Source organism: Clostridium zeae (assembly GCF_017312485.1).
Lineage (GTDB): Bacteria > Bacillota > Clostridia > Clostridiales > Clostridiaceae > Clostridium_AR > Clostridium_AR zeae.
Genome location: NZ_BMBA01000002.1, coordinates 733212 through 759063, shown reverse-complemented (window position 1 = coordinate 759063; position 25852 = coordinate 733212). Strand labels below are relative to the sequence as shown.

Here is a 25852-nt window from a genome sequence, read left to right as displayed (position 1 = left end):
GAGGAAAGATATATTTAAATTTTTGCTTAATTAAGATTTGGAAACTATTGACTTTGACGTCGTGTCGTACTTTATCATTAAGTCAGAAAGGAGCTGAAGGAATGAATTTATTGACAATTAGTGAGGTATCAAAGAATTTTAATATTTCAACAAGAACCTTGAGGTATTATGAACAAATAGGAATTTTGCAAAGTAAAAAGAAAGAGGATTATGCGTATCGTACTTATGATCAATCAGATGTAAGAAGATTGCAACAGATAATAGTTTTGAGAAAATTACGCATATCTCTAAAGCATATAAAATCTATTTTTCAAAATACTGAACAAACACACATAGTTGAAATATTCTTAGAGAACATTTCAGAGATTGATAACGAGATAGCAGCTTTAGCTACAATTAAGAATAGCTTAAATAGTTTAATTGAACGGTTAAATGAAGGTACAAAAATTGGTATCAATTTCGATTTGCTAGAAGATCAGGATATTTTAAAAATTGTCGAACCTTTAAGCCTTTCTAAAATTAATCTTAAAGGAGAAAAATCCATGGAAGAATTAAATAAGGCAAATGAAAATTTAAACAAATTACAAGATAAGGATGTAAGAATCATATACCTTCCACCTGCTACAGTTGCTAGTGTTCATTGTATAGGTGGATTACCAGAAATCGAAACAGGAAAGCTTCTGAATAAGTTTATTAGAGAGTCAAGGCTTCATGAAGTTAAGCCGGATTTTAGACATTACGGGTTTAATAATCCCAATGGGAATGTTCCGGATGGAAGTGATCACGGCTATGAAAGATGGGTTACTATACCAGAAGGATTTGAAGTGAAACCACCATTTACTAAAAAGTATTTTCAAGGTGGACTGTATTGCGCTTATATGATTCCAATGGGAGCTTTTGATGAATGGTTTAGGTTATATAATTGTGCACAAAATAATGATAAATATGAGTTGAATTACAAAGAAGAAGTTATAGAACGAGAGTGTATGGAGGAGCATCTTAATTATATAAACAAATACATGGTATCTCCAGAAGACAGCACAATTCAAATAGATTTACTTTTGCCAGTAAAAGAGAAACAGATTAATGTCTAATTAGCTGTGTATTAAAATACTTTTTTCTTAGGCGATGTTAAAGCACCGTGTTGAAATTAAGTGGTTATCAATCCGATGCTTTAATGAGCTTACGCAAAGAATTAATATGATTTTATCATATTCCATGGCTAAAACTGTAAACTCACTACGTTCGAACAGTACAGTTTTACTTTTTAAAAATCCATGCATTCTATAAAAAATTTATATCTTAAATTTAATAAAATAAAAAATGCTATATGATTAAAAAGTAAAAAGTAAAAATATATCGCCTGCCAGAATTTCTTCACGTACGCTCAGAAAAGGCAGATGCGTAAAAAAATCACTAATAAAGAACGATTAGCGATTTTTTAGAGCCATTCCATCTGACAAAATCATTTAATTCTAATAGCTCGCTCATATAGCACCTCCTTTATAACCAATTAATTTCAACAATACTCTTAAACATAGCCTTTTCTTAATAAGATTGTAAGCACTCATTTTTAAATGAGTGCTTATATATCTAACATAAAGTACCTAGTGGGACCTTTATAGCATCAGTATTATTTTCTATAGCTGCCTGTATAGCTAATTTCAATGCTTTTGTAATCAAACTCAATTCCATAGAAGGAGCGTTATATTTATCAACTACTTGCTCAGGAATATATGGAACATGTATAAAAGTTCCTCTTACATTTGAATATTTCTTATCTATAAGATACATTAAACCATACATAATATGATTGCATACAAAGGTTCCAGCTGTATTCGAAATCGAAGCGGGAATACCTGCTTCTCTAATCTTTTTAACCATTGCCTTTATAGGAACATTAGCAAAGTAAGCTGGCTGTCCATCGGAAAATATGGGTTCATCAATAGGCTGATTTCCTTTGTTGTCCGCAATTCGTGCATCATCTATATTTATCGCAACTCTTTCAACAGTTATATCGAATCTTCCGCCTGCTTGACCTACACAAATAACTATATCAGGCTTATTCATTTCAATGGCTCTATCTAAGATTTCTATTGATTCATGAAACACCGTTGGCACTTCAAGAATTATTATTTCAGCTTCGCTAATTTTATCTGGTAAAGCCTTTACTGCTTCAAAGGATGGATTTATAGCTTCTCCTCCAAAAGGGGTAAAGCCTGTTACTAATACTTTCAAAATAGCACCTCCAATTTCTATAACTTTTTAACTTTATATAAATTAAAATTTTTTAAATTATAACTTTTTAAAATTAAAACTTTTTAAAAAGTTACGCACAAAATGCGCGTTTGAAAGGAGTTTGGTAACGCTGTTTAATTTATTATAACTCTACTTTCATGATCTATAAATATAATACTACTTTATGAATTGCTTGTATAACATTAAAATTTATTGAATATATGGAAAATAATTCTTGAATATATGTCACAGTGTGATATAGTATAAGTATAATATGTCACGCTGTGACATATTAGCTTTTGATTATTAATTAAAGATGAAGAACTTTGATACTGAATTTATTTTTAAAGCTCTCACAAGTTCTGATGGGATAATTTAAAATCTAAAATTAATTATAGGTGAGACATCAATATAAATGATGCTTAGAGGATTATATGGAAAAAGAAAAAGTTATAAAAAAATATCTGCCGATGACTGAAACAGCCTTCTATATATTATTGTCTTTATATGAGCCAAAGCATGGTTATGGAATAATAAAAGAAGTTGAGAGTCTAACTAAAGGTAGAATAATTCTTGGATCAGGCACAGTATATGGAACACTAAGTAAGATGGAGAAGGATGAAATAGTTATGGTTTACTCTAATGAAGATAGAAAGACCATATATGAAATAACGGAACTTGGAAAGTCGCTTTTAAAATTGGAGATTAGTAGGTTAGAAGAACTAAATAATAATGCAAGGCAGTTAGGGGGGAGATTTAATGGATAAGAAAGTAGTAAGACTCTTTTGGAGTTATGATATTAAGAAAACAGAAGAATGGTTACGGGATATGGGTTTAAGAGGCTATAAGTTAGAGTCTGTAGACTTTGGGCTTAGAATATTTAAGTTAATAAAGGCAAAAAAGAGTAAAGTGTTCTATAGAATCATATACGATAATAATCAAAGTAATTATATCTCTAAAAGCTTAGATAACAGTGGTTGGAGGATAATTTCGCAGCATAAAGGATGGAAGATATTAATCAATGAATCTGAGGACATAAATATAATGCCAAGCAGAAATTCTGTTATTGAAAGAAATAATAAGCTTATAAATTATTCTGGCACAGCACTTGGATTTTTTATATTATTTCCACTAATATTAGGATTCTTTACTAAATCAATTTTACGCTTAAAGCAAGTACAAGTGAACTACAGTGAGACTCTCAACATACTAGGAATATTATATTTACTAGCCCAATTAAGTATATGTATATTTTTAGCTTATACACATTTTAAAGTGAAATCATCAACTAAGAGAATAGAATATGCAGAGGGAATTGAATTTGCTTGTAATTATGATGCTTATAAAGATATTGATGATGAAATATATATTGGTAAGAAAAAAAGTGTAGTTAAGAGAAAAATTGCATGGGTCACATATCCAGATAAACTAGAATTGTGGCTTGAAAAAATGGAAAAAAGAGGCTTTAATTTATATAAGATAAGTAAGACAGGTGGAAAGTTCTATTTTCTAAAAGGAAGTACGGTAAATAAGAAGTTTTCTGTAGACTTTAAAAGGCAAGTGACTAAAGAATATTTTGAAATAAATAAAGAAGTTGGATGGAAATTATACTTTAGTTCAAATTCAAGAACTGAAAAATGGAATATATGGGCCATGGATTATGACGAAAATGGAGAGGCTCCAAAGATGTATAGCGATATCGCTGATAAAATAAGCCATGCAAAAAAGGTAGCCACCTATTATTGTATATTGTATGTGCCTATGATAATAATTTATGCAATAGTAAGTTCATTTTGGATATATATAATGGTGACGAAAAAAAGAAGTTTAGAAGAAATATTTATAATAGATATGGTATTATTTGGTGTTGCACTAATAGAATATAGTATCTTCACTATAAATAGCATTTTATATTATTTAAGGGTTAAAAAAGGATGTAAGGAGGGGCTCTATGAGTGAAAAGCTATGTCCTGTTTGTGGAAGTAATAAAATTGGCTTAGGAAAACATATGGCACAGGGAAGAATGTACCCGATTGATAGTATTTTTTCCACAGGCTCAGATGTTATTGCAGAAATATGCACGGACTGTGGTCACATTTTATCTATGAAAGTAAAACATCCAGAAAAATTTAGGTGAAAAATGGGATGGAGCTTAAAAGATAGCTCTATCCCATTTTTTTGTGTAAACTATATTGTTTTCTCATCAGGAGTACTAGTAAGTTTCTTGATAATTTGAGTTTTGTCTAAAAGTAGTATATCTATTTAGTATTCTTAATTATTAAAATTTCCCCCTTTTTGAGCTTTAACTCATTTCTTATATTAATATCACCGCTTAAGCTTTCTGAGGAGTATAGTACGGTGCCTTTAAATGGAGATAGCTTTATTGTTTGATCATCATCATTGCTATTAATAAATACACTTATGGTTTCATCCTTATAAATTCTAGTGAAAGTTAATACTTTAGAATTACCAGTATTTAAGGCTTCAAAGCTACCATATCTTAAAACAGGATTATTATTTCTAAGTTTAATGAAAGCTTTATAAAAATTTAAGAGAGAATCTTTATTTTTTTCTTCGATATTGACAGCTATTGATTTGTTGTCATTGCTTACCGAGGTCCAGCTTGTATTTTTTAATTTATCCTTGTCATCCCATATGAAAGGTTCCCGTATCTTTTCGTCCGGTTTTACTCCAGTCATTCCCGTCTCTTCACCGTAGTAGATATAAGGAGTACCTGGTAGCGTAAGAAGTATTGCTGCAGCAGTTTTACATTTAGCTACTGAACCTAAAGTACTCATTGTTCTGTTAATGTCATGATTGCCTAAGAAGGTACTGTCCAGATAATCTTTGTTTTTAGATTGAGCAACCGATTGCATAAAGGAATATGCAGAAGCTAAATCTTTAAAGTTATTATCCTTAACTGAATTGACGATATCAGTACTTAAGTCAAAATTAAAACAAGAATCTAATGCTGTTAAGTAGTCAGAAACCACTTCTGTCTTATCCCAAACTTCACCTACTAGCAAAGCATTTTTATTAACACTCTTTACGTAGCTGTTAAATTCTTTCCACCACTTAAGATTTTTATCTAGTTCTCCATCGTATATATGGCGAGCAGCATCTAAACGGAAGCCATCCATCCCTATATCAAGATAGTATTTAGCGATATCTTTTACTTCTTTTCTAACCTCAGGATTGTCATAGTTTAAGTCAGGCATGTCTTCTGCGAATATTCCATAATAAATATTATCCTTGCTTATAGCTCTCCAAGGCATGGTGTTTATGCTAGAATATTCATCAAGTTTTTTAGAATCTTGTGTCCAAAGATAATAATCTCTGTATTTACTATCTTTGTTATTTAGGGATTCAATAAACCATGGATTTTTAGTGCTAGTATGGTTTATTACTAAATCCATATATACCGCAATATCTCTTTTATGAGCTTCGTTTATAAGACTATATAAATCATCCATGGTACCGTATTTCTTTCTAACATTATAATAGTCAGATACATCATAACCATGGTAGCTTGGACTTTCATTTATAGGCATAAGCCATATTCCCGATATGCCTAAGCTTTGGAGATAATCTAACTTTTGTTCTACACCTTTTAGATCACCGAGTCCATCTCCATTACTGTCATTAAAGGATGCTACGAATATTTCATAAAAGGTTCGATCTTTATAGCCTTTATTTGTAGAGTAATTTATTGGAGTATAGCTTTTGTGCGTTGCATTTAATAGTTTTTCATTTGCTTCTTTGTCATATTTATTCTTAGTGCTTCTAGGTAAGAATAAAAATATGATTAAACCGATTACAATAGCTGCAAGAATATATATGCCTATAGTTCGTAAGGTTAGCTTTTTTCTCATAAAATCCCCCCTTTTTTAGGATATATAATAATTATAATTCACAGTAATTGGTGATTCAATTGTGATAAATTATAGAAAAAGATGAAACACTTCAATCCGAAAATATAAATTTAAGCATGAGGTGGTACATCTAAAGTTTAAGTGAGTAGTTATTTATCTCAAAATGTTCTTCTCTAAATCTTCCTGGGGACATACCAAGATATTTTCGGAATACTTTACTGAAGTAGTTCTCACCAGAAAAACCTACTTTTTTAGCAATACAATCAATGGATATATTATCTTTAAGCAGTAATCCCACTGCTTTTTCAAGTCTTATTTTAGTCAGGTAATTCCAAGGGGTAGTACCAACTACAGTGTTAAAGGTTCTATTAAAGTGAAATTTAGACATGGTAGCCACTTTTGCTAAATCATCTAAAGTAAGTTCAGTAGAAAAATTATGTTCAATAAAATTTATTACATTCTCAATGCTTAAGCTGTATTTGTTGCTTATATTACTTTCTAATACATTCTTACTTCTATGTAAATCCATTATAAAATTATATGCAAAGGAAGAAGTTTGATATCCATTTTCTATATTGTTATTTACTGCATCCCAATAAACCTTCCAAAGGTAAGCTATAACTGGAGAATTAGATGATAGCTTAAACACATTTCCATAAGAAGTTAATAGGTCAGTGCATTCATTAATGGCACCTTGTCCGTATAGATGTATATAGATAAATTCCCATTTATCGCTGCTTTCAGGTAAGTAGTAATGATGATTATCTGGGATTTTTACCAGGAAGGCATCACCCTTTTTAAGTGAATAAATCTTGTCTTTAATGCGAATTTCACCTGAACCTGATAAAGTGTATTGAAAGATACAATGTTCATTGTCCTCATTTCTCTTCATACCATCCCAGCTGTAGCTCTTTGAGGTACGTATCTCCCAACCTATTGATTTTAATTGATAAAGAGAATTCTTAGGCGAATTTAGAAAGTGAAAACCAAAAGAATTTTGATATTGTGTAGAATTTCCGTATAGCAATATTTTACCCTCCAAAAGCATTATATTACAATTGTGCCGTATACACACAGGTGATAACATAAATTTGTAATTATATTTTAAGCAATATTGTGCTATTAATCAATGATTATAGACATGAACAAGTGCTTTTAATTGATAACTCTATAATGCAATTTTAAGAAAATATATAGTAAAAGGGAGAGATTATAGATGAGTAAAAATATAGCATTAACGCCTCCTATGGGATGGAATAGCTGGGATTGCTATGGTGCAAGTGTAAGAGAAGAAGAAGTAATAGGAAATATAGACTATATGGAAAAGTATTTAAAGGAATATGGTTGGAAATACGTAGTGGTAGACATTCAATGGTACGAACCAACAGCAGATTCAACTGAGTATCATCCATATGCTCCTTTAGATATGGATCAATATGGGAGACTGATTCCTTCAGTAAATAGATTTCCAAGTGCCAAAGATGCAAAAGGCTTTAAGGCTTTAGGCGATTATATTCACAGCAAGGGATTAAAGTTTGGTATTCACATATTGAGAGGCATCCCTAAACAGGCAGTAAAGGAAAATACTCAAATATTAGGCTCAGATAAGTTTGCAAAGGATATTGCAGATATTAATTCTATATGTCCATGGAATACTGATATGTATGGAATAGATGCTACAAAAGAAGGGGCTCAAGAGTACTATAGTTCTATAATAAATATGTATGCAGAGTGGGGAATAGATTATATAAAAGTAGATGATCTATCTTTTCCTTATGCAAAAGGAGAAGTTGAACTTATAAAGAATGCTTTAGATAACTGTGGTAGAGAGGTGGTCTTTAGCTTGTCACCTGGACCAGCGCCTTTAGAAGAAGCAGAACATTTAAAGAAATATGCAAATATGTGGAGAATCTCCGGAGACTTTTGGGACACTTGGGAGCAGCTATATAAGCAATTTGAACTTTTAGGAAATTGGAATGAACATATGGGACCTACACATTGGCCAGATGCAGATATGCTTCCTTTTGGACATATTTGTCTTAGAGAGCATCAGTTTGAAGGCAAAGGAAAATGGACTAACTTTACAAGGAGAGAGCAGAGGACTTTAATGACTTTATGGTCTATAGCTAGATCACCTCTTATGTTTGGAGGAGAGATGACACATAATGATCAGTGGACCTTAGAGCTTATAACAAATGAAGAGGTTTTAGAGGTATTGAAGTATTCTAATTCAAACAAGGAGTTTTATAGAGATAAAGAAAAAGCTATATGGACAGCTAAAGGAAGAAAAGAAGAGAAATACGTGGCCTTATTCAATTTATCTGAGGAAGAGAGAGCGATTAGTATAGCTCTTAAGGAAATAGATATAACTGGAGAGATTACTATAAGAGATTTATGGCAGCATGAAGCTTCACAGCTTTCAAGTGAAATTCTTAGTGTTAAAGTAAAGCCCCATGAAGGCAAGTTTTACAAGATTAAGTAAATAAATATTTATCAAGTCAAATTAAACGTATCTTGCTATGTTATTCAAGAGCAATGTTAAAAGTTAAACTTAATAAATTTTGAAGAAAAGGTAATTCATGTTATATAAAATATATAGCATAATTACCTTTTTCATTTTTTTAAACCATTGAAAAAACAAAGGTACAATACATAGGCATAAAATTTCTTTATAAAGTAGGAAGATAATTACATTGACATAAAAACCATTTTTGGTATAATGATTCTTGGTAATAAATGAAAATGATTATCATTGTAATACAGTTTGATATTAATCTAACAAAAATATGTTTAAGGTAAAACTCTAGGAGGAATAGTAATGAAAAAAAAGAGTGTTTTAGGTTTATTATTAGCTACAGTACTTTCAGTAGGAGTATTAGCTGGATGTGCATCAACAAATAAGGAAGAAACTAAAAAAGAAAGCGACACAAAGGTAGTAAGCACTGTAAAAGGTGATGTTACTATACCAACAAATCCAAAAAGAATAGTTGATGTTTCAGGATCAAGTGAAGCTCTTGCAATACTTGGAGATATTCCAGTAGCAACTGCTAATGTTGATTCATATAAGACAACAGAAGTTCCAGAATACGTGAAAGATAAGCTAGGAAGTGCTAAGGTTGTAGGACATTCGATGAAAGATACTATGGATGTAGAAGCTATTATTGCGACTAATCCAGATTTAATTATAATGAGCGAAAGACAAAATAAGATATATGATCAATTAAAGGCAGTTGCTCCAGTAGTTGTACTTAAGGATTACCAGAATGATTGGAGAACAAATCTTACTGATGTTGCAAAGGTATTAGGAAAAGAAACTTCAGCTCAAACTTGGTTAAAAGATTATGATGCTAAAGCACAAGCCGTTGGAAAAGCTATAGCTGAGAAGAATGGTGATAAAACTACATACTTCACAGTGCTTGCAAGTGCAGGAAAGTTCTATGTTTTAACAGGTGCGGGAATAGGTTCAATGTTATATGATGATATGAAGTTAGCTAAGCCTACAAATCTTCCTCCACAAGAAGGTATAAGCTTACCAGTTGTAACTATGGAGGGTTTAGCACAAATACAAGCAGACTACCTAATTGTAATAGCAACTGATGCAGATTGGAATGACTTACAAAACAGTGCAGTATACAAGAATCTTAAGGCTGTTAAGGATGGAAAAGTTACTAAGTTAGAAAGTGCTCCTTACTTCGTACAAGGATATCAACCAATAGGAAAAGAAAAGCTTCTTGATGGAATAAAAGAAAAATTAGCAGGTAAATAATTTCAATAACCAATTCAGTATAAATATAAACAGAACAATAAAATTTAGGATGGCTAAGACTACATTTTAGTCATCCTAAATTGCATTTATAACATTTTGCCCAAATGTATTTTAAATAGAAGTTGATATTTATAAAGATGGATACATCAGAATTTCTATGTACATAATACTTTATCTTTGTTTAAGAGGAGGATAAAAACATCAATGATTTTAGCTGAAAAAGGTAATGAGGAAAATAAGAAATCTAGGATTGTAGTAGCATCATTAATTGTAGTTATTGGAGCTGCTGTTTTATTATTTGGGATAGGATTGTCCATGTCTCTCGGAGCAAAGCATATTAGTTTGGATACAGTTTTCAATAGTATTTTTTACTCTAAAGACAATGTCGATAATCAAATAATTAGAGATTTAAGAATGCCAAGAGCTATTGCAGCAGCATTAGTTGGAGGTTTTTTAGCTGTTTCAGGGGCTGTAATGCAGGGGATTACAAGAAATCCTATAGCAGAGCCTTCAATTATGGGAATAACGCAAGGAGCTACCTTTACAATCGCAATTGCATTTTCTATGCAGCTTAACATTGGAAGCTTTGGGCTTATGATATTTGCTTTTGCTGGAGCGAGTATTAGTGGGATATTAGTGTATTTTTTAAGTTCTAGATCAATTAAGGGAACTGATCCAGTAAAGCTTGCATTAGCAGGAACTGCCATAGGAACTCTTCTAATATCTTTGGCAACTGCTATTGCTATGTATTTTAATTTATCACAGCAATTGAGTTTTTGGATTGCAGGTGGACTTACAACAGCTAAATGGCAGGGAGTAAAGCTTCTTGGAATGGTTGGCTTAGTAGGAGTTGTTTTCGCAATTATATTGTCACCCAAAATAACTATTTTAAGTTTAGGCGAAGAAATAGCTATAGGACTTGGACAAAAGACAAATTTAATAAGATTTATAGGTATCGTTATAGTGATTATGCTTTGTGGTGCCTCCGTATCAGTTGCTGGTAATGTAGCCTTTGTAGGTCTTATAGTACCACAAATAGTTAAAGGATTAGTTGGTCCGGATTATAGATACATAATTCCATGTTCGCTTGTAGTAGGGGCTGCACTTGTGGTTTATTGTGATATAGCTGCAAGGATGATAAATCAGCCTTATGAAACTCCTATAGGCTCACTGATAGCATTAATAGGGGTACCGTTCTTTATATACCTTGTAAGAAAGGGGGATAAGCTTTAATGAACATGTTAAGTGGAAATAAAAGATTTAAATATATATCAATTATATTAACTGCACTTATAATAATCAGTTTTATAGTAAGTCTAAACATGGGCTCTTTGTCTATAAAGCCAATAGATGTTTTGAAAACCCTTATAGGACAAGGAACAAGAAAAGATGAATTGGTATTATTTACTCTCAGACTACCTAGAATAATAATTGCTGTTTTAGTAGCTATAGGCTTATCAACTTCAGGAACCATCTTACAAGGGATAACTAAAAATGATTTGGCTGATCCAGGAATAATAGGAATTGGTTCAGGTGCTTCACTTGCAGTAGTAGTATATATATATTTTACTAGCGGAAATACCTACGCTGTTATCAGTGATATAACTATATATACAATGCCAATTTTGGCTCTTTCTGGAGCTTTCATAGCTGCAATCTTGATATATTCCTTGGCATGGAAAAAAGGGATAAATCCATCTAGGCTTATATTGGTTGGAATAGGTATAAACTCTGCATTTACTGCAATGCTTATAATATTCCAGCTTAAGTTTACTACTCAAGAGTTCAATAGAGTTATGGTATGGATCTCAGGAAGTATATGGGGAGCAAACTGGAAATATGTAATTGCGACACTTCCATGGATAGTTATATTTTTAGTACTTACACTATATAAAGCAAGATATCTTGATGTACTTAATTTAGGTGATGAGCTATCAACTGGACTTGGTGTAAAGGTAGAAAAAGAAAGAAGAAAACTGCTATTTTTTTCTGTAGCTTTAGCTGGAGCAGCCACTGCAGTTTCAGGTACAATTTCTTTCTTAGGGTTAATTTCACCACATATTGCAAGAAGATTAGTTGGTCCAAAGCATAAGGTTTTGATACCAACATCAGCACTTATAAGTATTTTTCTATTTTTAGTTTCGGATATAGTAGCTAAAAACTTACTAGCACCTGCAGAGATACCTGTAGGAATAGTGTTATCAATTATAGGAGTTCCTTATTTCGTATACCTAATGCTTAAGCAATAGGCGATGTTAAAGTACCGTGATGAAATTAAGTGGTTAATCATATGGACTATAAAAAGTTTCTAAAAATTTTAATGAGATAGATGCTAAAAGTTAATGTATATATTGCTGGAGGGTAATTATGAGTAACATAAATATGAATATTATAAATACAGAAAATCTAGATATATCTTATGGTAATTTAGATATAGTTAAAGGGTTAAATCTAAATATACCTAAAGGAAAGATAACAACTATAATAGGAGCTAACGGTTGTGGTAAATCAACTATTTTAAAAACCCTGGCTAGAATCTTAGAACCTAAAAGTGGTGCCATTTATATAGATGGAAAAGATATAAAAAAGCAGGATTCTAAAGAAATAGCAAAGGTTATGGCTGTACTTCCACAAAGTCCTCAAGCACCAAATGGGCTGCTTGTAGAAGAACTTGTTGCTTACGGAAGATTTCCTCATCAAAGTGGTTTTGGAAAGATTCAAAAGGAAGATAGAGAAATTATTGATTGGGCTTTAGAAGTTACAGGAATGAAAGAATTTAAGTCTAGACCAATAGAAGCTTTATCTGGAGGACAAAGACAAAGAGTGTGGATCTCAATGGCTTTAGCTCAGCAGACTGATATTCTATTACTTGATGAACCAACAACTTACTTGGATTTAGCTCATCAGTTGGAGATATTAGAACTTCTAAAGGATTTAAATGAAAAGCAAAATAGAACCATAGTTATGGTAATCCATGAGCTTAACAATGCAGCTAGATTTGCTGATTATATGGTTGGAGTAAAAGAAGGAAACATCGTTTGTGATGGAAATCCAGATGAAGTTATGACTAAAGAGAACCTTAAAGTATTATTTAATATTGATGCGGAGATTGTAAAAGATCCTAGAGAAAATAAGCCAGTATGCATAACCTATGATTTGCTTTAAAATCATAGGTTATTTTAATGTAAACTATTATTTTTTTATTTAGTTATAAAATTGTTCCAACTTAATATTCTCATATAAAACTTCATCATTTGCATGACAAAATATATATTACTATGCAGCATATCCTTCCGATGAAGCAACTTACTTCTCAAAAACTGTAGCTTACTATATAGGGTGTTGAATGTAGAGAGCTACTAACATATACTGAAAACATAGAAAGAGAAGTGAGGGGGGAAGCCAATTGAAAGTTACTATTGAAAATATTCCTGACGGAAATGAGCCTGAAATAATAGTAAGATGCAATGAACTTGATGAATCGTTATTGCAGATGATTCATTATATTAAAGCCTCTTCTAAAAAGATTATTGGGCTTACAGGATTACAAATGCATGTAATAAATCCTAAAGATGTTTTTTATTTCGAATCAGTAGACAATAAAGTATTCATTTATTGTGAAGAAAAGGTTTTCGAATCTAGGCTTAGGCTTTATGAAATTGAGACAGAATATGAGAATCTTGGATTTTTTAGAGCATCAAAATCCACTATCCTAAATATCGCAAAAATAGAATCTGTAAGTCCAATTTTTTATGGTAGATTTGAAGCCTTATTACAAAATGGAGAAAAGGTATATATTTCCAGACAATATGTTCCAATACTAAAAAAAGAATTAGGGTTATAAGGAGGATGTATTATGAAAATTAATGAGTATTTGAAATTTATGTTGAAAGATTTTTTTAAAGCTTTTGGGTTCTTGATGATTGTTGTCACAATTTATTTCAGTAGTAACTCTATTGCAGTAATTGAAACCTCGCTACTTTGGCAAGTTATATTATTGAGTTCAGCATATGTATTTTTCAAGTTTGCCTTTGTAAATAAGTATGATTTAGATAAAAAGACTCAAAATTTTAATTTGTTCATTTTTTCTACACTTGCAGATGTTATTATATTTGTTTGGTTATGGCTATTTAGTCCAAATAAAGCCGTTGATAGTAATAACATTCTATTATATATAATTATAATTTTTGCTGTTAAAGTAGTTGTTTATGCAATGATGTATATAGACGGACATGCACAAGCAAAACAGCTCAATGAAAGGTTGAATAAATATAAAAAGGAACAAACAAATAAGTTTTAATTGTATCATATTACTCTAATAAAGAATGCATAAAAAATAAGAAGCAAAGGTCCTTTGAGAAAGAATCTTTGTTTCTTATTTTTTATTTATATTACCGTGCCTAAAAGTACATTAGTTTAACTTTGGACTCATTATCCAAAGTTTTTCATTATAGCGAAGCATATATGAGCTTTTTAATTAAAAAGAATACAGGATTAAGATTTATGAAACTAATAACAGGATTAAAAATGTCCGATGCCTGTGAATATTTAAAGAACGCCAATATGACTATAGAAAAGATTTCAGAGCTTATTGGGTATAATTCCAGTGATCACTTTTAAAGAACCTTTAAGAAATATTATGACTGTTCGCCTTATCAATATAGGCAAAGAGCTGTTTTAGAAAAATAAATTATAAAAAACCATAATTTTAGTACAGTTTTTAAACACAACCAACGATTATGCTTTTAATTATCGGTAAACCTAAGAAAAAATGCTACTTGAGCATCATTCAGCTTTATTGCCTCAGCATTTCTTATATTAAGATGAAATACATGGTTAGCATACTTGTCATTATGACCGTATTCTTTGTAAATATGAGTAATACCTAAAGCCTTTAATTTATCAAGCAACACAGGTTTGCAACCTATCAATATATCATTAATACTACATGAGATAAAAGATGGGGGATATGAAGGCGTAATATTTGATTGAAAATCCATTTCTCGTTCATATTCATAAACATCTTTACCTAGATAATCTCTTAGTAAATTTTTAATAAATCTATTTATTAAGATATTGTCTATATTTTTTAATCTATCAAGAGGATCATATATGCCACAGTTTAATCCCATCGCTTTTATTTTGATATCAGGAGTTTTTAAGCTAAAGAGTTTCGCATACTCACAGTTGGTAGTTATAGCGGCATATTGGCTTGCAAGCTGAGCACCAGCTGAATCACCGACAACGAACAAATTGTTAAGCTCAAAGTTAAACTCCTCAGCATTTTCTTTTACCCAATGAAAGACTGCATTCACATCCTCTAGAGCAGCAGGAAATTTATATTTTGGAGCAAGGCGATAGCTAAAATTTATTACATTAAATCCGTAGTTAGCTAAATTCATACAGTAAAACTGATAGGTGTCCTTATTTCCGTAAACCCAGCCTCCACCATGAATTGAAATTATTACTGGTAGAGGTTTTTCGTTCTCTAATGGATTATATACGTCAAGCAAGTGTTCTTCAGTCGTGTCTCCATAATAATTTATATTTACATGCCTTTTGATGCTTTTAGGAGTAGTAAGTCCTTTATCTCTTAATGCGTCTCCCTTTTTGAACATTAAATTAAGAACTATAGATGTTAATGACAATTTGTATCACTCCTTTATATAAATTATATTAATCAAGGGAATAATATTTATAAGATGGGGCCTGGAAAAATAATTAAAAATAGGAGAAAGTATATGAATTCTAGCAGGGAGTCATTACATGAAAAAATACTTGAACTAAAACAGACAGAGTTTGACTTGTCGCTTCAGCATTGGTATAATTACGAACTATTTACTTGGCAATGGTGGATAAAATTTATATATTTAATTATCCCAATTTTTTTATTATATAAGTTACTAGATAGAAAAAGAAGTTTTGAGATTTTAACCTATGGACTTATGATTAGTCTAATGGCTACAGTTATGGATGTAGTAGGTGTTAATTTTGTTTTATGGAGATATCCAATAAGAATGCTTCCAGTGGGAATTTTCTTAGTACATGATTTAGTTTTTATTCCTATCGTATCTATGCTGATATTCCAATATAATTCAAACTGGAAAGCCTTCATAACGGCTAATATAGTATTATCTGCTATAGGAGCTTATATTGAGGAACCTATAGCAATTTGGATCAATATTTATGAACCACTTGCGTGGAAACATACCTATTCTTTTATTCTATTTTTGACTATGACAGTTGTATGTAAATATATTACTATAAGATTATCCGGTAAGAAAGACGTACAGCATTAAAATTAAAGATATGTTTAATTTCAACACGGTGCTTTAACAGCACCAAAATTTAAAAAATCACTTCCATAAAAGTTATCTGTGTTTAGAAGCTCCTGTGCAGAAAATCTAAAAAGCAGTTAAAATTCTATGGAAGTGATAATTATCTATATATGAACCACTTCATAATTAAACTTATATTTTCAAATTCTCCTCTCAGAACCCAGAGGAGTTTTGAAGATAGATTTCGGATTGAAGTGGTTCATCTTTATACAGTTTCTTTATGCAGCACTTACTTTCTTTCCACGAACACACCAGACAATTAAACCAATGATAAATCCGCAAAGTGCAGGTATAACCCAGCCAAATCCGTAATTATATCCTGGTAGATGAGAAGCAGCAAAGCTAACAAGCTGAGTAATTACAGCATTTCCAGCAAGAGGCTGTGGAAGTGCTTTTAGAAGATCAAAGAAGGCTGCAACAACTGTTAATCCAGTGGTCCATTTGTATATATCACTTTGCTTATTGATGAATGGAGCTAATAGAGATAACAAAATTAAAGTGATTACTAATGGATAAAGGAACATTAACACTGGGATAGAGAATTTTATAAGATTACTCAACCCAAAGTTAGCAATTACAAATGAGAAAAGTGTAAAAGCAATAGCGTATTTCTTATAAGAAACTGTTTTTGGGAACATCTCACTAAACATTTCAGCACATGAGGTTATTAAACCAATAGCTGTCTTTACACAGGCAACTCCTACAATAGCAGCTAATAATACTTGCCCAACAACACCAAAATAATGATTGCTAACCATTGATAGTATAGCACCGCCGTTATCTGCACGACTTACACTACCTAAACTTGTAGCACCCATATAAGCTAAGGAAGCGTATATGATAGCCATACCAGCAACACTAACTAAGCCTGACTTACTGGTTTCAACAGCAATTGAATTAGAATCTTTAACACCTAGTTTTTGAATATTAGAAATAATAATTATAGAAAAGGCTACTGAAGCCAAGGCGTCCATTGTGTTGTATCCATCTAATAAACCAGTAAATAATGGCTGAGCTACGTAATTGCCTTGAGCTACAAAGTCACTTGCATGTCCCATAGGATTCATGAAGGTAGCTATTAATAAAACCGATAATAATACCAAGAAAATAGGAGTAAGGTATCTACCTACCCAATCTAAAATCTGACCTGGTTTTAATGAAAAATAAATAGTGACTGCAAAAAATATAAATGAGAAAATAATAAGTCCTAGTTTTAAATATTCATCAGAAATAAATGGATGGATTCCTACCTCAAATGCCACTGTAGCAGTACGAGGAATTGCAAATAATGGACCGATTGTTAAGTACAATAAACATGTAAATATTGTTGAATATTTTGAACTAACTGGTCTTGCCATATCAAACAAGCTTTCGCTTTTTGAAAGAGCTGAAGCAATGATACCAAGAATAGGTAGTCCTACACCAGTTATTAAAAATCCAATAGTAGCAGTAAAAGCATGATTTCCAGCTTGTTGTCCCATTTGAACTGGGAATATTAAGTTACCAGCACCAAAGAATAGTCCGAATAATAATGAGCCTATCAGCAAGTTTTGATTGAAACTTAGCTTCTTTTTCATATGTTGTCCTCCTTTTAAATATTTAATATTATCAAAAGTTATTATTTTGTTATTAATGTAACGATTTTGCAATGCTTTTTGATAATACCTTAATCTTTATTTATTATAATATACTTATTGAAATTAGTAAATTTGTTTTTTTATATATCAATCAACATATAATTCGCAAAGATTAACTCTATTTGTTATAAAATTGTTATTATAGATTAGTTGAAATATAACTATATTAATAATTTTAAAATTTGAGTTAAAAAAAGCATTTTCCTCTGATGAAGAAAATGCTTCTTTACTTTAAATTTTAAAGGTATTAACTGATTGTCTAAGTTTCTCAGCTAATTTATTTAAGTCTTGGGTATACTGAGCTATTTGGTTTACATTTGCTAATTGCTGTTCAGTTGTAGCTGAAATTTGCTCAGTTGCAGCAGAATTCTCTTCTGTTGAGGCTGAAAGAACTTCTAAAACTTCAACTATTTCATTTTTTTCTTTATCCATCTCAATACTGTAAGTTTTTAAATTCTTCATGTCGTTTGTAATCTTTTCTATAGAATGTAGTATTTCAATAAAGATATCTTTAGCCTCTATAACAGAGTTAGTTTGTTCTTTTGCTATTATCTTTCCATTTTCCATAGCTTTTACGGCAGCCTTTGATTTATCTTGTATTCCAAGAATTAATTCTTTAACTTTTGCAGCGGATATTGAAGATTGTGAAGCTAACTTTCTAACTTCTTCAGCAACTACAGCAAAGCCTTTTCCTTGCTCGCCAGCTCTTGCAGCTTCTATGGCAGCATTTAAAGATAATAGATTTGTTTGCTCTGAAATTTGGCTTATGGCTTCAGTAATAGATCCGATTTCTACAGAAGTTCTATCAACTTCCATAATTATGTCACTTGTCTTTTCAGTAGCTTGGTTGTTTTCATCTGATTTTTTAGAAAGTAATTCAATTGCTTGTAGTCCTTTATTGCTTATGTTAGCAGTTTCAACGGCAACCTCGTTGGTTTCTATAGTAAGCTTTGTCACTAAATCAATTTTGTCTGATAAATTTTTTATTTTAGTAACTCCATTTTCAGTTTCTCTGGCCTGTTGATTTGAGCCTTTAGCAATTTCATCAACGGATGATGCAACTTCGGTTATTGAAGCTGTATTTTCATAAACAATATCATCTAATAATTTAGAAGAGTCAAAAACAACATTAACAGAATCTTTTACTGAACCAATAAATTCATTAATATTCTTAACCATAATGTTGAAGGAATCGTTTAGATTGCCAATTTCATCTTTACTTTTTATTTCCACTTTTTCAATGCTTAAATCACCTGAAGCTACCACATCTACAGCGTTACTAATCTGTTTAATAGGATTAGATATGTGTTTGGCAAACAGAATAATTACCGCAGAACCTAAAATAAGCACTACTAATAACACTATAAGAGTAGTAATAAGAATATTATTCGAACCACTATTAAAATCATTCATGTAAGTTCCTGCACATACTACCCATCCCCAATGAGTATCGGTTTTTTGATAAGTTATTTTATTTGCAACTTTATCTGAGTTAGGAAGTGTCCACCAATAGGTTAAATATCCTCCACCAGCATTAGCTATTTTAATTTGGTCCTTAACAAATAGGGAACCATTTTTCTTATCTTTTGATTCTAATACATTTTTACCTTCCAAAGTAGGATGGACTGCTTCAACCCCATCTTGTGTATAAGCAAGTAAGTAACCACTTTGTCCTAAACTTAAATTTTTATTAATAGAGCGTGTGCCATCTGATTGTTTTTTACTAAGCATATATTCTCTAACTTTTTCTTGAGCTTCATCAAGAGTTAACTTACCTTCATCCACAAGTTTCTGATTTTGATCAATTATTTGTAATGTCATTTCTACACTGTTTTTTAATATAACTTTTCCACTGTTTTCAAGCTGTATTCTTGCTACGTAATAACTGGCTATCCCTAATGCCAGTACAGGTATACTTAATAATAAGACCATTACTAAAGTAAGCTTTGTCTTTATAGCTAAGCCTTTAGTTTTCTTTCCTGACTTTTTTCTCATCTGTATTCCCCCTAATCGTATAGTTGTGTTTCTATTATCGGTAGGGAATTTTTTAACTTGAAAGGAATTGTACAGTAATGTGGAATAATTTAGTTATTAGACTTTGAATAAAAAATTGTAAGTGAAAGAATGGATTATAAGATAATTTATATAAAATTATTTAAACTTCTTCGATTACTAAAAAGTAAAATGGTGTTGGTAAAAATTTAGATATGGAAGTGGAAGGAAAGTATTATCAATTTTACCGTATTGATAATATTAATATATTAGAGTATAATCCTAAGAAAAACTTAGTATATGATTGCATTAGAAAAATTAATTTGTACTTGTTTGAAAGGTTATGCCGAAGGATCTTAAGACAGGGGTAAATTGATATTCTAAATTAAAGAACAAAATGAAATATATTATTAAAATGATAACGTACACTTTATAATATAGCAGTACTGATGAATAGTTGGAGGACAGGTGTTATGATAAGAATATGGGGAAAAGTGATTAAAAATAATAAAATAATTATGGATGATGTGGCTACATCTGATAATGAAGATAACTTTGAAGTAGCTGTAAAAGAATGTATAAATGAACTTTGTGACAAGTTTGATATTTCAAAGCCTTATTGGTTAGACACTAACACAAGAGAGTACAATAGAAGAAGAAAGACTACCTTTAATGAAGATAACTTCATTGAAGATATCGAGTTTGATAGATTCATAGTTGAACAGTTAGAAGACGAGAAATAATATTTCTTTAAAAATTTATAATAAAATTTAAGTATAATAGCAATATTAAAAGAAGCCTTTAATGATCAGGCTTCTTCTGTTTTTATATATAAATATTGTGTATTAAGTTTTATGCAGAGTATGCTTATTTCCAACGTTTAAGAGTTGGTAATAAATTTGTCATTTCTTTTCTTGCTTCTTCTTCGCCTATTGCTTTTCCCAAAATAGGCACAATTAGATCAATCATTTCTTTCATTGATATATTTGGGTCTATAAATTTTCCGTCTTTATAACAATTGGTGCAGTAGATGCTTTTATTACCGTTTGGTTCTATTGCTATAAAATGTTTATGTTCTTCGTTAAATGGTAAACCACAGCTTTGACACATTGTTACTTCAGCCATTTTTATCAATCCTTTCATATAGTATATAAATGCTTAATCAACAGTTAGTCTATACTTCGAATGTAAATTGATTTTATTATAAATCATATAGATTATTTTGTACATAAAGGGAGTTTGTTATTTTTCTTAGATAATCTCACTTAACTTTTTAAAAAGCTATCTAATGAGGCTTCATCTTTAAATAAGTTCTTTAAATCTCCACCATACTTTTTTTCTAAGGTCTTTCTGTCATATTACATTTTTTTGTGTGAAAAATATTTACAATTATACAATAATATTGCTAATTATGTAAAATGAAAATATAATTTAGGTTATGGAGGCTTAAAAAGACAACAATGCTATAAAATTAAGGCTGGGCTTTTCTAATGGATTAAAAGGTGAAAAGGAGTCAGATTATGAAAAAGCGTAAACATAGACTTATTGGTATGAGAAGAAAATTATTTATATTAATTTTTATTACACTTATACCATTAACCTTCCTAGTAGTATATGAAATAAAAAGTAATTTTACTTCAAGTATTAATCAAGAATTGAATTCAAGTCAAGACTATTGCGAAGCCATAAGTAGCTCATTTACAAACTATATTACTAAGGTATGGACAAATCAATACTCAATTGGACTTTCCATGGCTTTAAACAAAGAGTGGACACAGAGTGATGTAGAACAATTTATGAATGCTGTGCTTCCTTATGATAACGGTATATTTAGCTATACCTGGCTAAAACCAAATGGTGATGTTGTAACAAGTACAAGTGCTGGGGTTAGAGGGAAAAATATATCAGATAGAGATTATGTACAAGCTATAATGCAAGGAAAAGATAAAGTAATTGGAGATTTAAGATATGCATCAAATGGATATGATTTAATAATTCCAGTGGCAAGAGCTATAAGAGTTAACGGTGAATTACAAGGAATTATTATAAGCAATATTGATATAAAAAGATTAGATAGTGTACTGCCTGCAACAAGAACAGGAAAGTCAAGTAAATATGGATTGATAGATAAGAATGGCAGAATTGTTTATGCAAATGACAGCAAGTGGTTATCCTATGAACAAAGAATGATTCCACAAAACTCCAATGCATGGAAGGCACTTAAGGGAGAGGTTTCTAGATATAGTTATAAAATATCAGACTTAGATGGCACAAAGCAAGTGGGGGTAGATTATCCGATTAAAGATATTGGCTGGAGTTGTTATGCAACATCACCTATATCGGAGATAACAGGGAGTGAGATAAAACGAGTAAAGAATGACTTAATGGCATTAATACTAGTATATATTGTTTCGTTTATAATAGCTTTTCTTATTGGAAGACAGCATATATACTCAATCAACAAGATAAAGGATGCAACCAATAAGGCTCTTTACAAAGATAAAAATTACAAGGTTGATAGTAATAGGGTAGATGAATATGAAGAGGTTGTAGATGCCTTTAATCAAATCACAGAAGGCTATAATCAAAAAATTAATGAGGTAGAGGAATACAGTAATTTAAAGGCGAACTTTATGGCTACTATGTCACATGAGCTTAAAACACCTTTAAATATTATTCTTGGTTGTGTTCAATTAATGGAAATACAAGTTATAGAAAACGATGCCTTTAAGAAATATCTAAAAATATTAAAACAAAACAGCTTTAGGCTTCTTAGATTAATAAATAATTTTATTGATATAAATAAGATTGAAGTAGAAAATCTCACTTTAGATTTATCAAATGACGACATTATAAGAGTTATTGAAGATATTTCAATGTCCATTGTTGAATATACAAATCTGAAAAATATAGAAATTATATTTGATACAGAGGTAGAAGAAAAGTATATGGCCTTTGATCATGATAAGATTGAAAGAATATTACTCAATCTGTTATCTAATTCAATTAAGTTTACAGAAGCTGGAGGCTTTATAATGATTAATATTTATGATAAAGATGATTGTATAGTGGTTTCAGTAAAGGATAACGGTATAGGTATTCCAAAAGAGATGCAGGATAAAATATTTGATAGATTTGTGCAGGTAGACAGTACACTAAGAAGAAGAGCAGAAGGTAGCGGAATTGGCTTGTCATTAGTGAAATCTCTAGTTGAACTCCATGAGGGCAGAATATCTGTAAAAAGTGAACTTGGAAAAGGCAGCGAATTCATAATTGAACTTCCTATAAAGCAGGTTGAAAAAAAGCAAAAAGCAAGTATAGAAGGTAGTCTGTCTAACGTAGAAAAGATAAAAATTGAATTCTCAGATATATATACATAAATATCCGGAAATGAAGATATGCTAAGTAAAAAAATAATTGTAGTAATTTAGTAGTGAGGGTATAATATTGCCATAAGAAAAATATTCCACATAAACAAAACAAATATAGAATATTGATACAATGAGGTATCTCTTAATAGAGATGCCTTTTTTTATTATTTCGAAAGGGAAGGTGTTTTTATGTATTTTACTCCTAGAGAGATGGAAAAGCTAATGCTTCACTATGCAGGAGAGCTTGCAAGAAAACGTAAGGATAGAGGCTTAAAGCTTAATTATCCTGAAGCAGTTGCTCTTATATGTTCTGAGCTTATGGAAGCAGCGAGAGATGGGAAAACTGTAACAGAGCTTATGAACCTTGGAACAAAGATATTAAAGGAAGAGGATGTGATGGAGGGAATAGCTGAAATGATTGATGAAGTTCAAATAGAAGCAACCTTTCCAGACGGCACAAAACTAGTCACTGTCCATAATCCAATAAGGTAGGTGTTAAAATGAAACCAGGTGAAATAATAGTTAAAGATAGAGATATTATATGCAACGAAGGAAGAAAAACTAAGACTTTAGTTGTTTCCAATACTGGAGATAGACCAGTTCAGGTAGGCTCACATTTTCATTTCTTTGAGGTGAATAAGTGTATTCAATTTGATAGAGCTGAAGCTTTTGGTATGAGGCTTGATATAGCATCAGGTACTGCAGTACGTTTTGAACCGGGTGAAGAAAAAGAAATCCAATTAGTTGAAATCGGTGGTAAGAAGCTGGTATATGGACTTAATGGATTGACTTCTGGAGCTACTGATGAAGCTAATAAAGAGGATAGTTTGAATAGAGCAAGAGAAAGCTCTTTTAAAGGGGTGAAGTAATATGAGCTTTAGAATAAAGGCTAGAGACTATGCTAATATGTATGGACCAACCACTGGAGACAGGGTAAGACTTGCTGATACAGATATAATCATAGAAGTAGAGAAGGATTATACAACTTATGGCGATGAGTGTAAGTTTGGCGGAGGCAAAACTCTAAGGGATGGTATGGGACAGTCAGCATTAGATAAAAGAGCAGAAGGTGTACTGGATTTAGTTATAACTAATGCTTTAGTATTGGATTATACAGGAATATTTAAGGCGGACATAGGGATAAAGGATGGAAAGATTGTAGGTATAGGTAAAGCTGGAAATCCTGATGTAATGGATAATGTTGATGAAAATATGATAGTAGGGGCATCCACCGAAGCTATAGCTGGAGAGGGAATGATATTAACTGCTGGTGGAATAGATACTCATATCCACTTTATATCTCCTCAGCAGATTGAAACTGCTCTGTACAGCGGTATAACTACAATGATTGGTGGAGGCACAGGTCCAGCTGACGGAACTAATGCTACTACCTGCACTCCAGGAGCTTTTTATATAGAAAGAATGCTTGAAGCAGCAGAAGAATTTCCTATGAACCTTGGTTTTTTAGGAAAAGGAAACTCTTCTTCTTTAGACGCCTTAAGAGAGCAAGTGGAAGCTGGTGCTCTTGGACTTAAGCTTCATGAAGATTGGGGAAGCACTCCTAAAGCCATAGATACTTGTCTTGCAGTAGCAGATGAATATGATGTTCAAGTAGCTATTCATACTGATACTTTAAATGAAGCAGGTTTTGTAGAGGATACTGTAGCAGCAATAGGTGGAAGAACTATTCACACTTATCATACAGAAGGAGCAGGCGGCGGTCATGCACCAGATATTATGAAAATAGCATCTTTTCCTAATATACTTCCTTCATCTACAAATCCAACAAGACCATATACAGTGAATACTATAGATGAACATTTAGATATGCTTATGGTTTGTCATCATTTAGATAAGAAAGTACCAGAAGATATAGCTTTTGCGGACTCAAGAATAAGACCAGAAACTATAGCTGCAGAGGATATATTCCACGATATGGGGATCTTTAGCATGTTAAGTTCAGATTCTCAGGCTATGGGAAGAGTTGGAGAAGTTATCATAAGAACTTGGCAGACTGCAGACAAGATGAAGAAGCAAAGAGGGCTTTTACCAGAAGATAATGATTTAGGTTGTGATAACTTTAGGGCAAAAAGATACGTGGCAAAGTATACAATAAATCCAGCGATAACCCATGGTATATCAAAATATGTAGGTTCAGTTGAAGTTGGAAAATATGCTGACTTAGTATTGTGGAAGCCTGCCTTTTTTGGAGTAAAGCCTGAGATGATAATAAAGGCTGGAATGATAACTGCAAGCAGAATGGGAGATGCAAATGCATCTATACCAACTCCTCAACCAGTTATATATAGAAATATGTTTGGAGCCTTCGGCAAAGCAAAATATAAATGCTGTATGACCTTTGTATCTAAGGCCTCTTTAGAAAATGGAAATATAGAAAAGCTAGGACTTAATAAGACTGTGCTTCCAGTAGAGAACTGTAGGAATATCGGTAAAAAGGATATGATTTTAAATTCAGAGACTCCAAAGATTGAGGTAAATCCTGAAAACTATGAAGTTAAAGTTGATGGACAGCATGTGACCTGTAAACCAATTAAGGAAGCTTCCTTAGCTCAGAGATATTTCTTGTTTTAAAAGAAATGCTTCAAACCGTTGATATGCCTATATATTCATATAAATA

25 protein-coding genes are annotated in these 25852 nt (G+C 31.5%); 18 read left to right on the top strand and 7 right to left on the bottom strand.

Annotation, left to right across the window (positions count from 1 at the left end; all coding sequences use genetic code 11):
• The first annotated feature begins 101 nt into the window (after positions 1–101).
• Positions 102–1094, top strand: a complete 993-nt coding sequence (locus tag J3477_RS12845; protein ID WP_206870346.1) for a MerR family transcriptional regulator — start codon at positions 102–104, stop codon at positions 1092–1094.
• Between the two features lie 499 nt (positions 1095–1593).
• Here J3477_RS12845 and pcp read toward each other — a convergent pair whose 3' ends face one another.
• Positions 1594–2238, bottom strand: coding sequence for a pyroglutamyl-peptidase I (pcp, locus tag J3477_RS12840; RefSeq protein ID WP_206870345.1), 645 nt, complete (start codon positions 2236–2238; stop codon positions 1594–1596).
• Between the two features lie 434 nt (positions 2239–2672).
• Between pcp and J3477_RS12835 the strand changes: the two genes are divergently transcribed.
• Genes J3477_RS12835 through J3477_RS12825 form a run of 3 tightly spaced genes read left to right on the top strand, consistent with a single transcriptional unit; the run spans position 2673 to position 4375 of the window.
• On the top strand, positions 2673–3005 hold the full coding sequence (locus J3477_RS12835) for a PadR family transcriptional regulator (protein WP_206870344.1): 333 nt from the start codon (positions 2673–2675) through the stop codon (positions 3003–3005).
• Positions 2998–4197 carry a DUF2812 domain-containing protein gene (locus J3477_RS12830; protein ID WP_206870343.1) on the top strand — a complete coding sequence of 400 codons (1200 nt, stop codon included), beginning with the start codon at positions 2998–3000 and terminating at the stop codon, positions 4195–4197. The genes J3477_RS12835 and J3477_RS12830 overlap by 8 nt, the downstream gene beginning before the upstream one ends.
• On the top strand, positions 4190–4375 hold the full coding sequence (locus tag J3477_RS12825) for a transcription initiation factor TFIIIB (protein ID WP_206870342.1): 186 nt from the start codon (positions 4190–4192) through the stop codon (positions 4373–4375). Before J3477_RS12830 ends, J3477_RS12825 begins: the two co-directional genes overlap by 8 nt.
• A 121-nt stretch (positions 4376–4496) precedes the next feature.
• Here the strand turns inward: J3477_RS12825 and J3477_RS12820 are convergent, their stop codons facing one another.
• Positions 4497–6110 (bottom strand): alpha-amylase family glycosyl hydrolase, encoded by a 1614-nt coding sequence (locus J3477_RS12820; RefSeq protein ID WP_206870341.1) that lies wholly within the window; start codon positions 6108–6110, stop codon positions 4497–4499.
• Between the two features lie 130 nt (positions 6111–6240).
• Positions 6241–7137, bottom strand: a complete 897-nt coding sequence (locus J3477_RS12815) for an AraC family transcriptional regulator (RefSeq protein WP_206870340.1) — start codon at positions 7135–7137, stop codon at positions 6241–6243.
• A gap of 189 nt (positions 7138–7326) precedes the next feature.
• Between J3477_RS12815 and J3477_RS12810 the strand changes: the two genes are divergently transcribed.
• From J3477_RS12810 to J3477_RS26405, 8 genes are all read left to right on the top strand, one after another.
• On the top strand, positions 7327–8592 hold the full coding sequence (locus J3477_RS12810; protein WP_206870339.1) for a glycoside hydrolase family 27 protein: 1266 nt from the start codon (positions 7327–7329) through the stop codon (positions 8590–8592).
• Between the two features lie 336 nt (positions 8593–8928).
• The gene (locus J3477_RS12805; protein WP_206870338.1) at positions 8929–9876 is read left to right on the top strand and encodes an ABC transporter substrate-binding protein; all 948 of its coding nucleotides are present in this window, start codon (positions 8929–8931) and stop codon (positions 9874–9876) included.
• Between the two features lie 204 nt (positions 9877–10080).
• Positions 10081–11109 (top strand): FecCD family ABC transporter permease, encoded by a 1029-nt coding sequence (locus J3477_RS12800; RefSeq protein WP_206870337.1) that lies wholly within the window; start codon positions 10081–10083, stop codon positions 11107–11109.
• On the top strand, positions 11109–12125 hold the full coding sequence (locus J3477_RS12795; protein WP_206870336.1) for a FecCD family ABC transporter permease: 1017 nt from the start codon (positions 11109–11111) through the stop codon (positions 12123–12125). The genes J3477_RS12800 and J3477_RS12795 overlap by 1 nt, the downstream gene beginning before the upstream one ends.
• A 133-nt stretch (positions 12126–12258) precedes the next feature.
• A complete protein-coding gene (locus tag J3477_RS12790) occupies positions 12259–13041 on the top strand; it encodes an ABC transporter ATP-binding protein (RefSeq protein ID WP_206870742.1) in 783 nt (260 codons plus the stop codon).
• Between the two features lie 241 nt (positions 13042–13282).
• On the top strand, positions 13283–13720 hold the full coding sequence (locus J3477_RS12785) for a LytTR family DNA-binding domain-containing protein (RefSeq protein WP_206870335.1): 438 nt from the start codon (positions 13283–13285) through the stop codon (positions 13718–13720).
• A 12-nt stretch (positions 13721–13732) separates the two neighbouring features.
• Positions 13733–14176, top strand: a complete 444-nt coding sequence (locus J3477_RS12780) for a DUF3021 domain-containing protein (RefSeq protein ID WP_206870334.1) — start codon at positions 13733–13735, stop codon at positions 14174–14176.
• Between the two features lie 122 nt (positions 14177–14298).
• The gene (locus tag J3477_RS26405) at positions 14299–14496 is read left to right on the top strand and encodes a helix-turn-helix domain-containing protein (RefSeq protein WP_371876601.1); all 198 of its coding nucleotides are present in this window, start codon (positions 14299–14301) and stop codon (positions 14494–14496) included.
• Between the two features lie 125 nt (positions 14497–14621).
• Here J3477_RS26405 and J3477_RS12770 read toward each other — a convergent pair whose 3' ends face one another.
• A complete protein-coding gene (locus J3477_RS12770; RefSeq protein ID WP_206870332.1) occupies positions 14622–15524 on the bottom strand; it encodes an alpha/beta hydrolase in 903 nt (300 codons plus the stop codon).
• Between the two features lie 93 nt (positions 15525–15617).
• Between J3477_RS12770 and J3477_RS12765 the strand changes: the two genes are divergently transcribed.
• The gene (locus J3477_RS12765) at positions 15618–16175 is read left to right on the top strand and encodes a CBO0543 family protein (RefSeq protein ID WP_206870331.1); all 558 of its coding nucleotides are present in this window, start codon (positions 15618–15620) and stop codon (positions 16173–16175) included.
• A 257-nt stretch (positions 16176–16432) separates the two neighbouring features.
• Here the strand turns inward: J3477_RS12765 and brnQ are convergent, their stop codons facing one another.
• Together brnQ and J3477_RS12755 are read right to left on the bottom strand one after the other, a co-directional pair.
• Positions 16433–17791 (bottom strand): branched-chain amino acid transport system II carrier protein, encoded by a 1359-nt coding sequence (gene brnQ, locus J3477_RS12760; protein ID WP_206870330.1) that lies wholly within the window; start codon positions 17789–17791, stop codon positions 16433–16435.
• Positions 17792–18082: 291 nt separating this feature from the next.
• On the bottom strand, positions 18083–19846 hold the full coding sequence (locus J3477_RS12755; RefSeq protein WP_206870329.1) for a methyl-accepting chemotaxis protein: 1764 nt from the start codon (positions 19844–19846) through the stop codon (positions 18083–18085).
• Positions 19847–20316: 470 nt separating this feature from the next.
• Between J3477_RS12755 and J3477_RS12750 the strand changes: the two genes are divergently transcribed.
• Positions 20317–20586, top strand: a complete 270-nt coding sequence (locus J3477_RS12750) for a hypothetical protein (RefSeq protein WP_206870328.1) — start codon at positions 20317–20319, stop codon at positions 20584–20586.
• Between the two features lie 124 nt (positions 20587–20710).
• On the opposite strand, the gene J3477_RS12745 is transcribed toward J3477_RS12750, so the two are convergent.
• Positions 20711–20968 carry a zinc ribbon domain-containing protein gene (locus J3477_RS12745; protein ID WP_206870327.1) on the bottom strand — a complete coding sequence of 86 codons (258 nt, stop codon included), beginning with the start codon at positions 20966–20968 and terminating at the stop codon, positions 20711–20713.
• A 395-nt stretch (positions 20969–21363) separates the two neighbouring features.
• On the opposite strand from J3477_RS12745, the gene J3477_RS12740 reads away from it, so the two are divergent.
• From J3477_RS12740 to ureB (J3477_RS12725), 4 genes are all read left to right on the top strand, one after another.
• On the top strand, positions 21364–23223 hold the full coding sequence (locus J3477_RS12740; protein ID WP_206870326.1) for an ATP-binding protein: 1860 nt from the start codon (positions 21364–21366) through the stop codon (positions 23221–23223).
• A gap of 180 nt (positions 23224–23403) precedes the next feature.
• On the top strand, positions 23404–23706 hold the full coding sequence (ureA, locus tag J3477_RS12735) for an urease subunit gamma (RefSeq protein ID WP_206870325.1): 303 nt from the start codon (positions 23404–23406) through the stop codon (positions 23704–23706).
• 8 nt (positions 23707–23714) lie between these two features.
• Positions 23715–24083: an urease subunit beta gene (ureB, locus tag J3477_RS12730; RefSeq protein ID WP_206870324.1), complete on the top strand. Its 369-nt coding sequence runs from the start codon at positions 23715–23717 to the stop codon at positions 24081–24083.
• Position 24084: 1 nt separating this feature from the next.
• Positions 24085–25806 carry an urease subunit beta gene (gene ureB / locus J3477_RS12725; protein WP_206870323.1) on the top strand — a complete coding sequence of 574 codons (1722 nt, stop codon included), beginning with the start codon at positions 24085–24087 and terminating at the stop codon, positions 25804–25806.
• Positions 25807–25852: the final 46 nt, after the last annotated feature.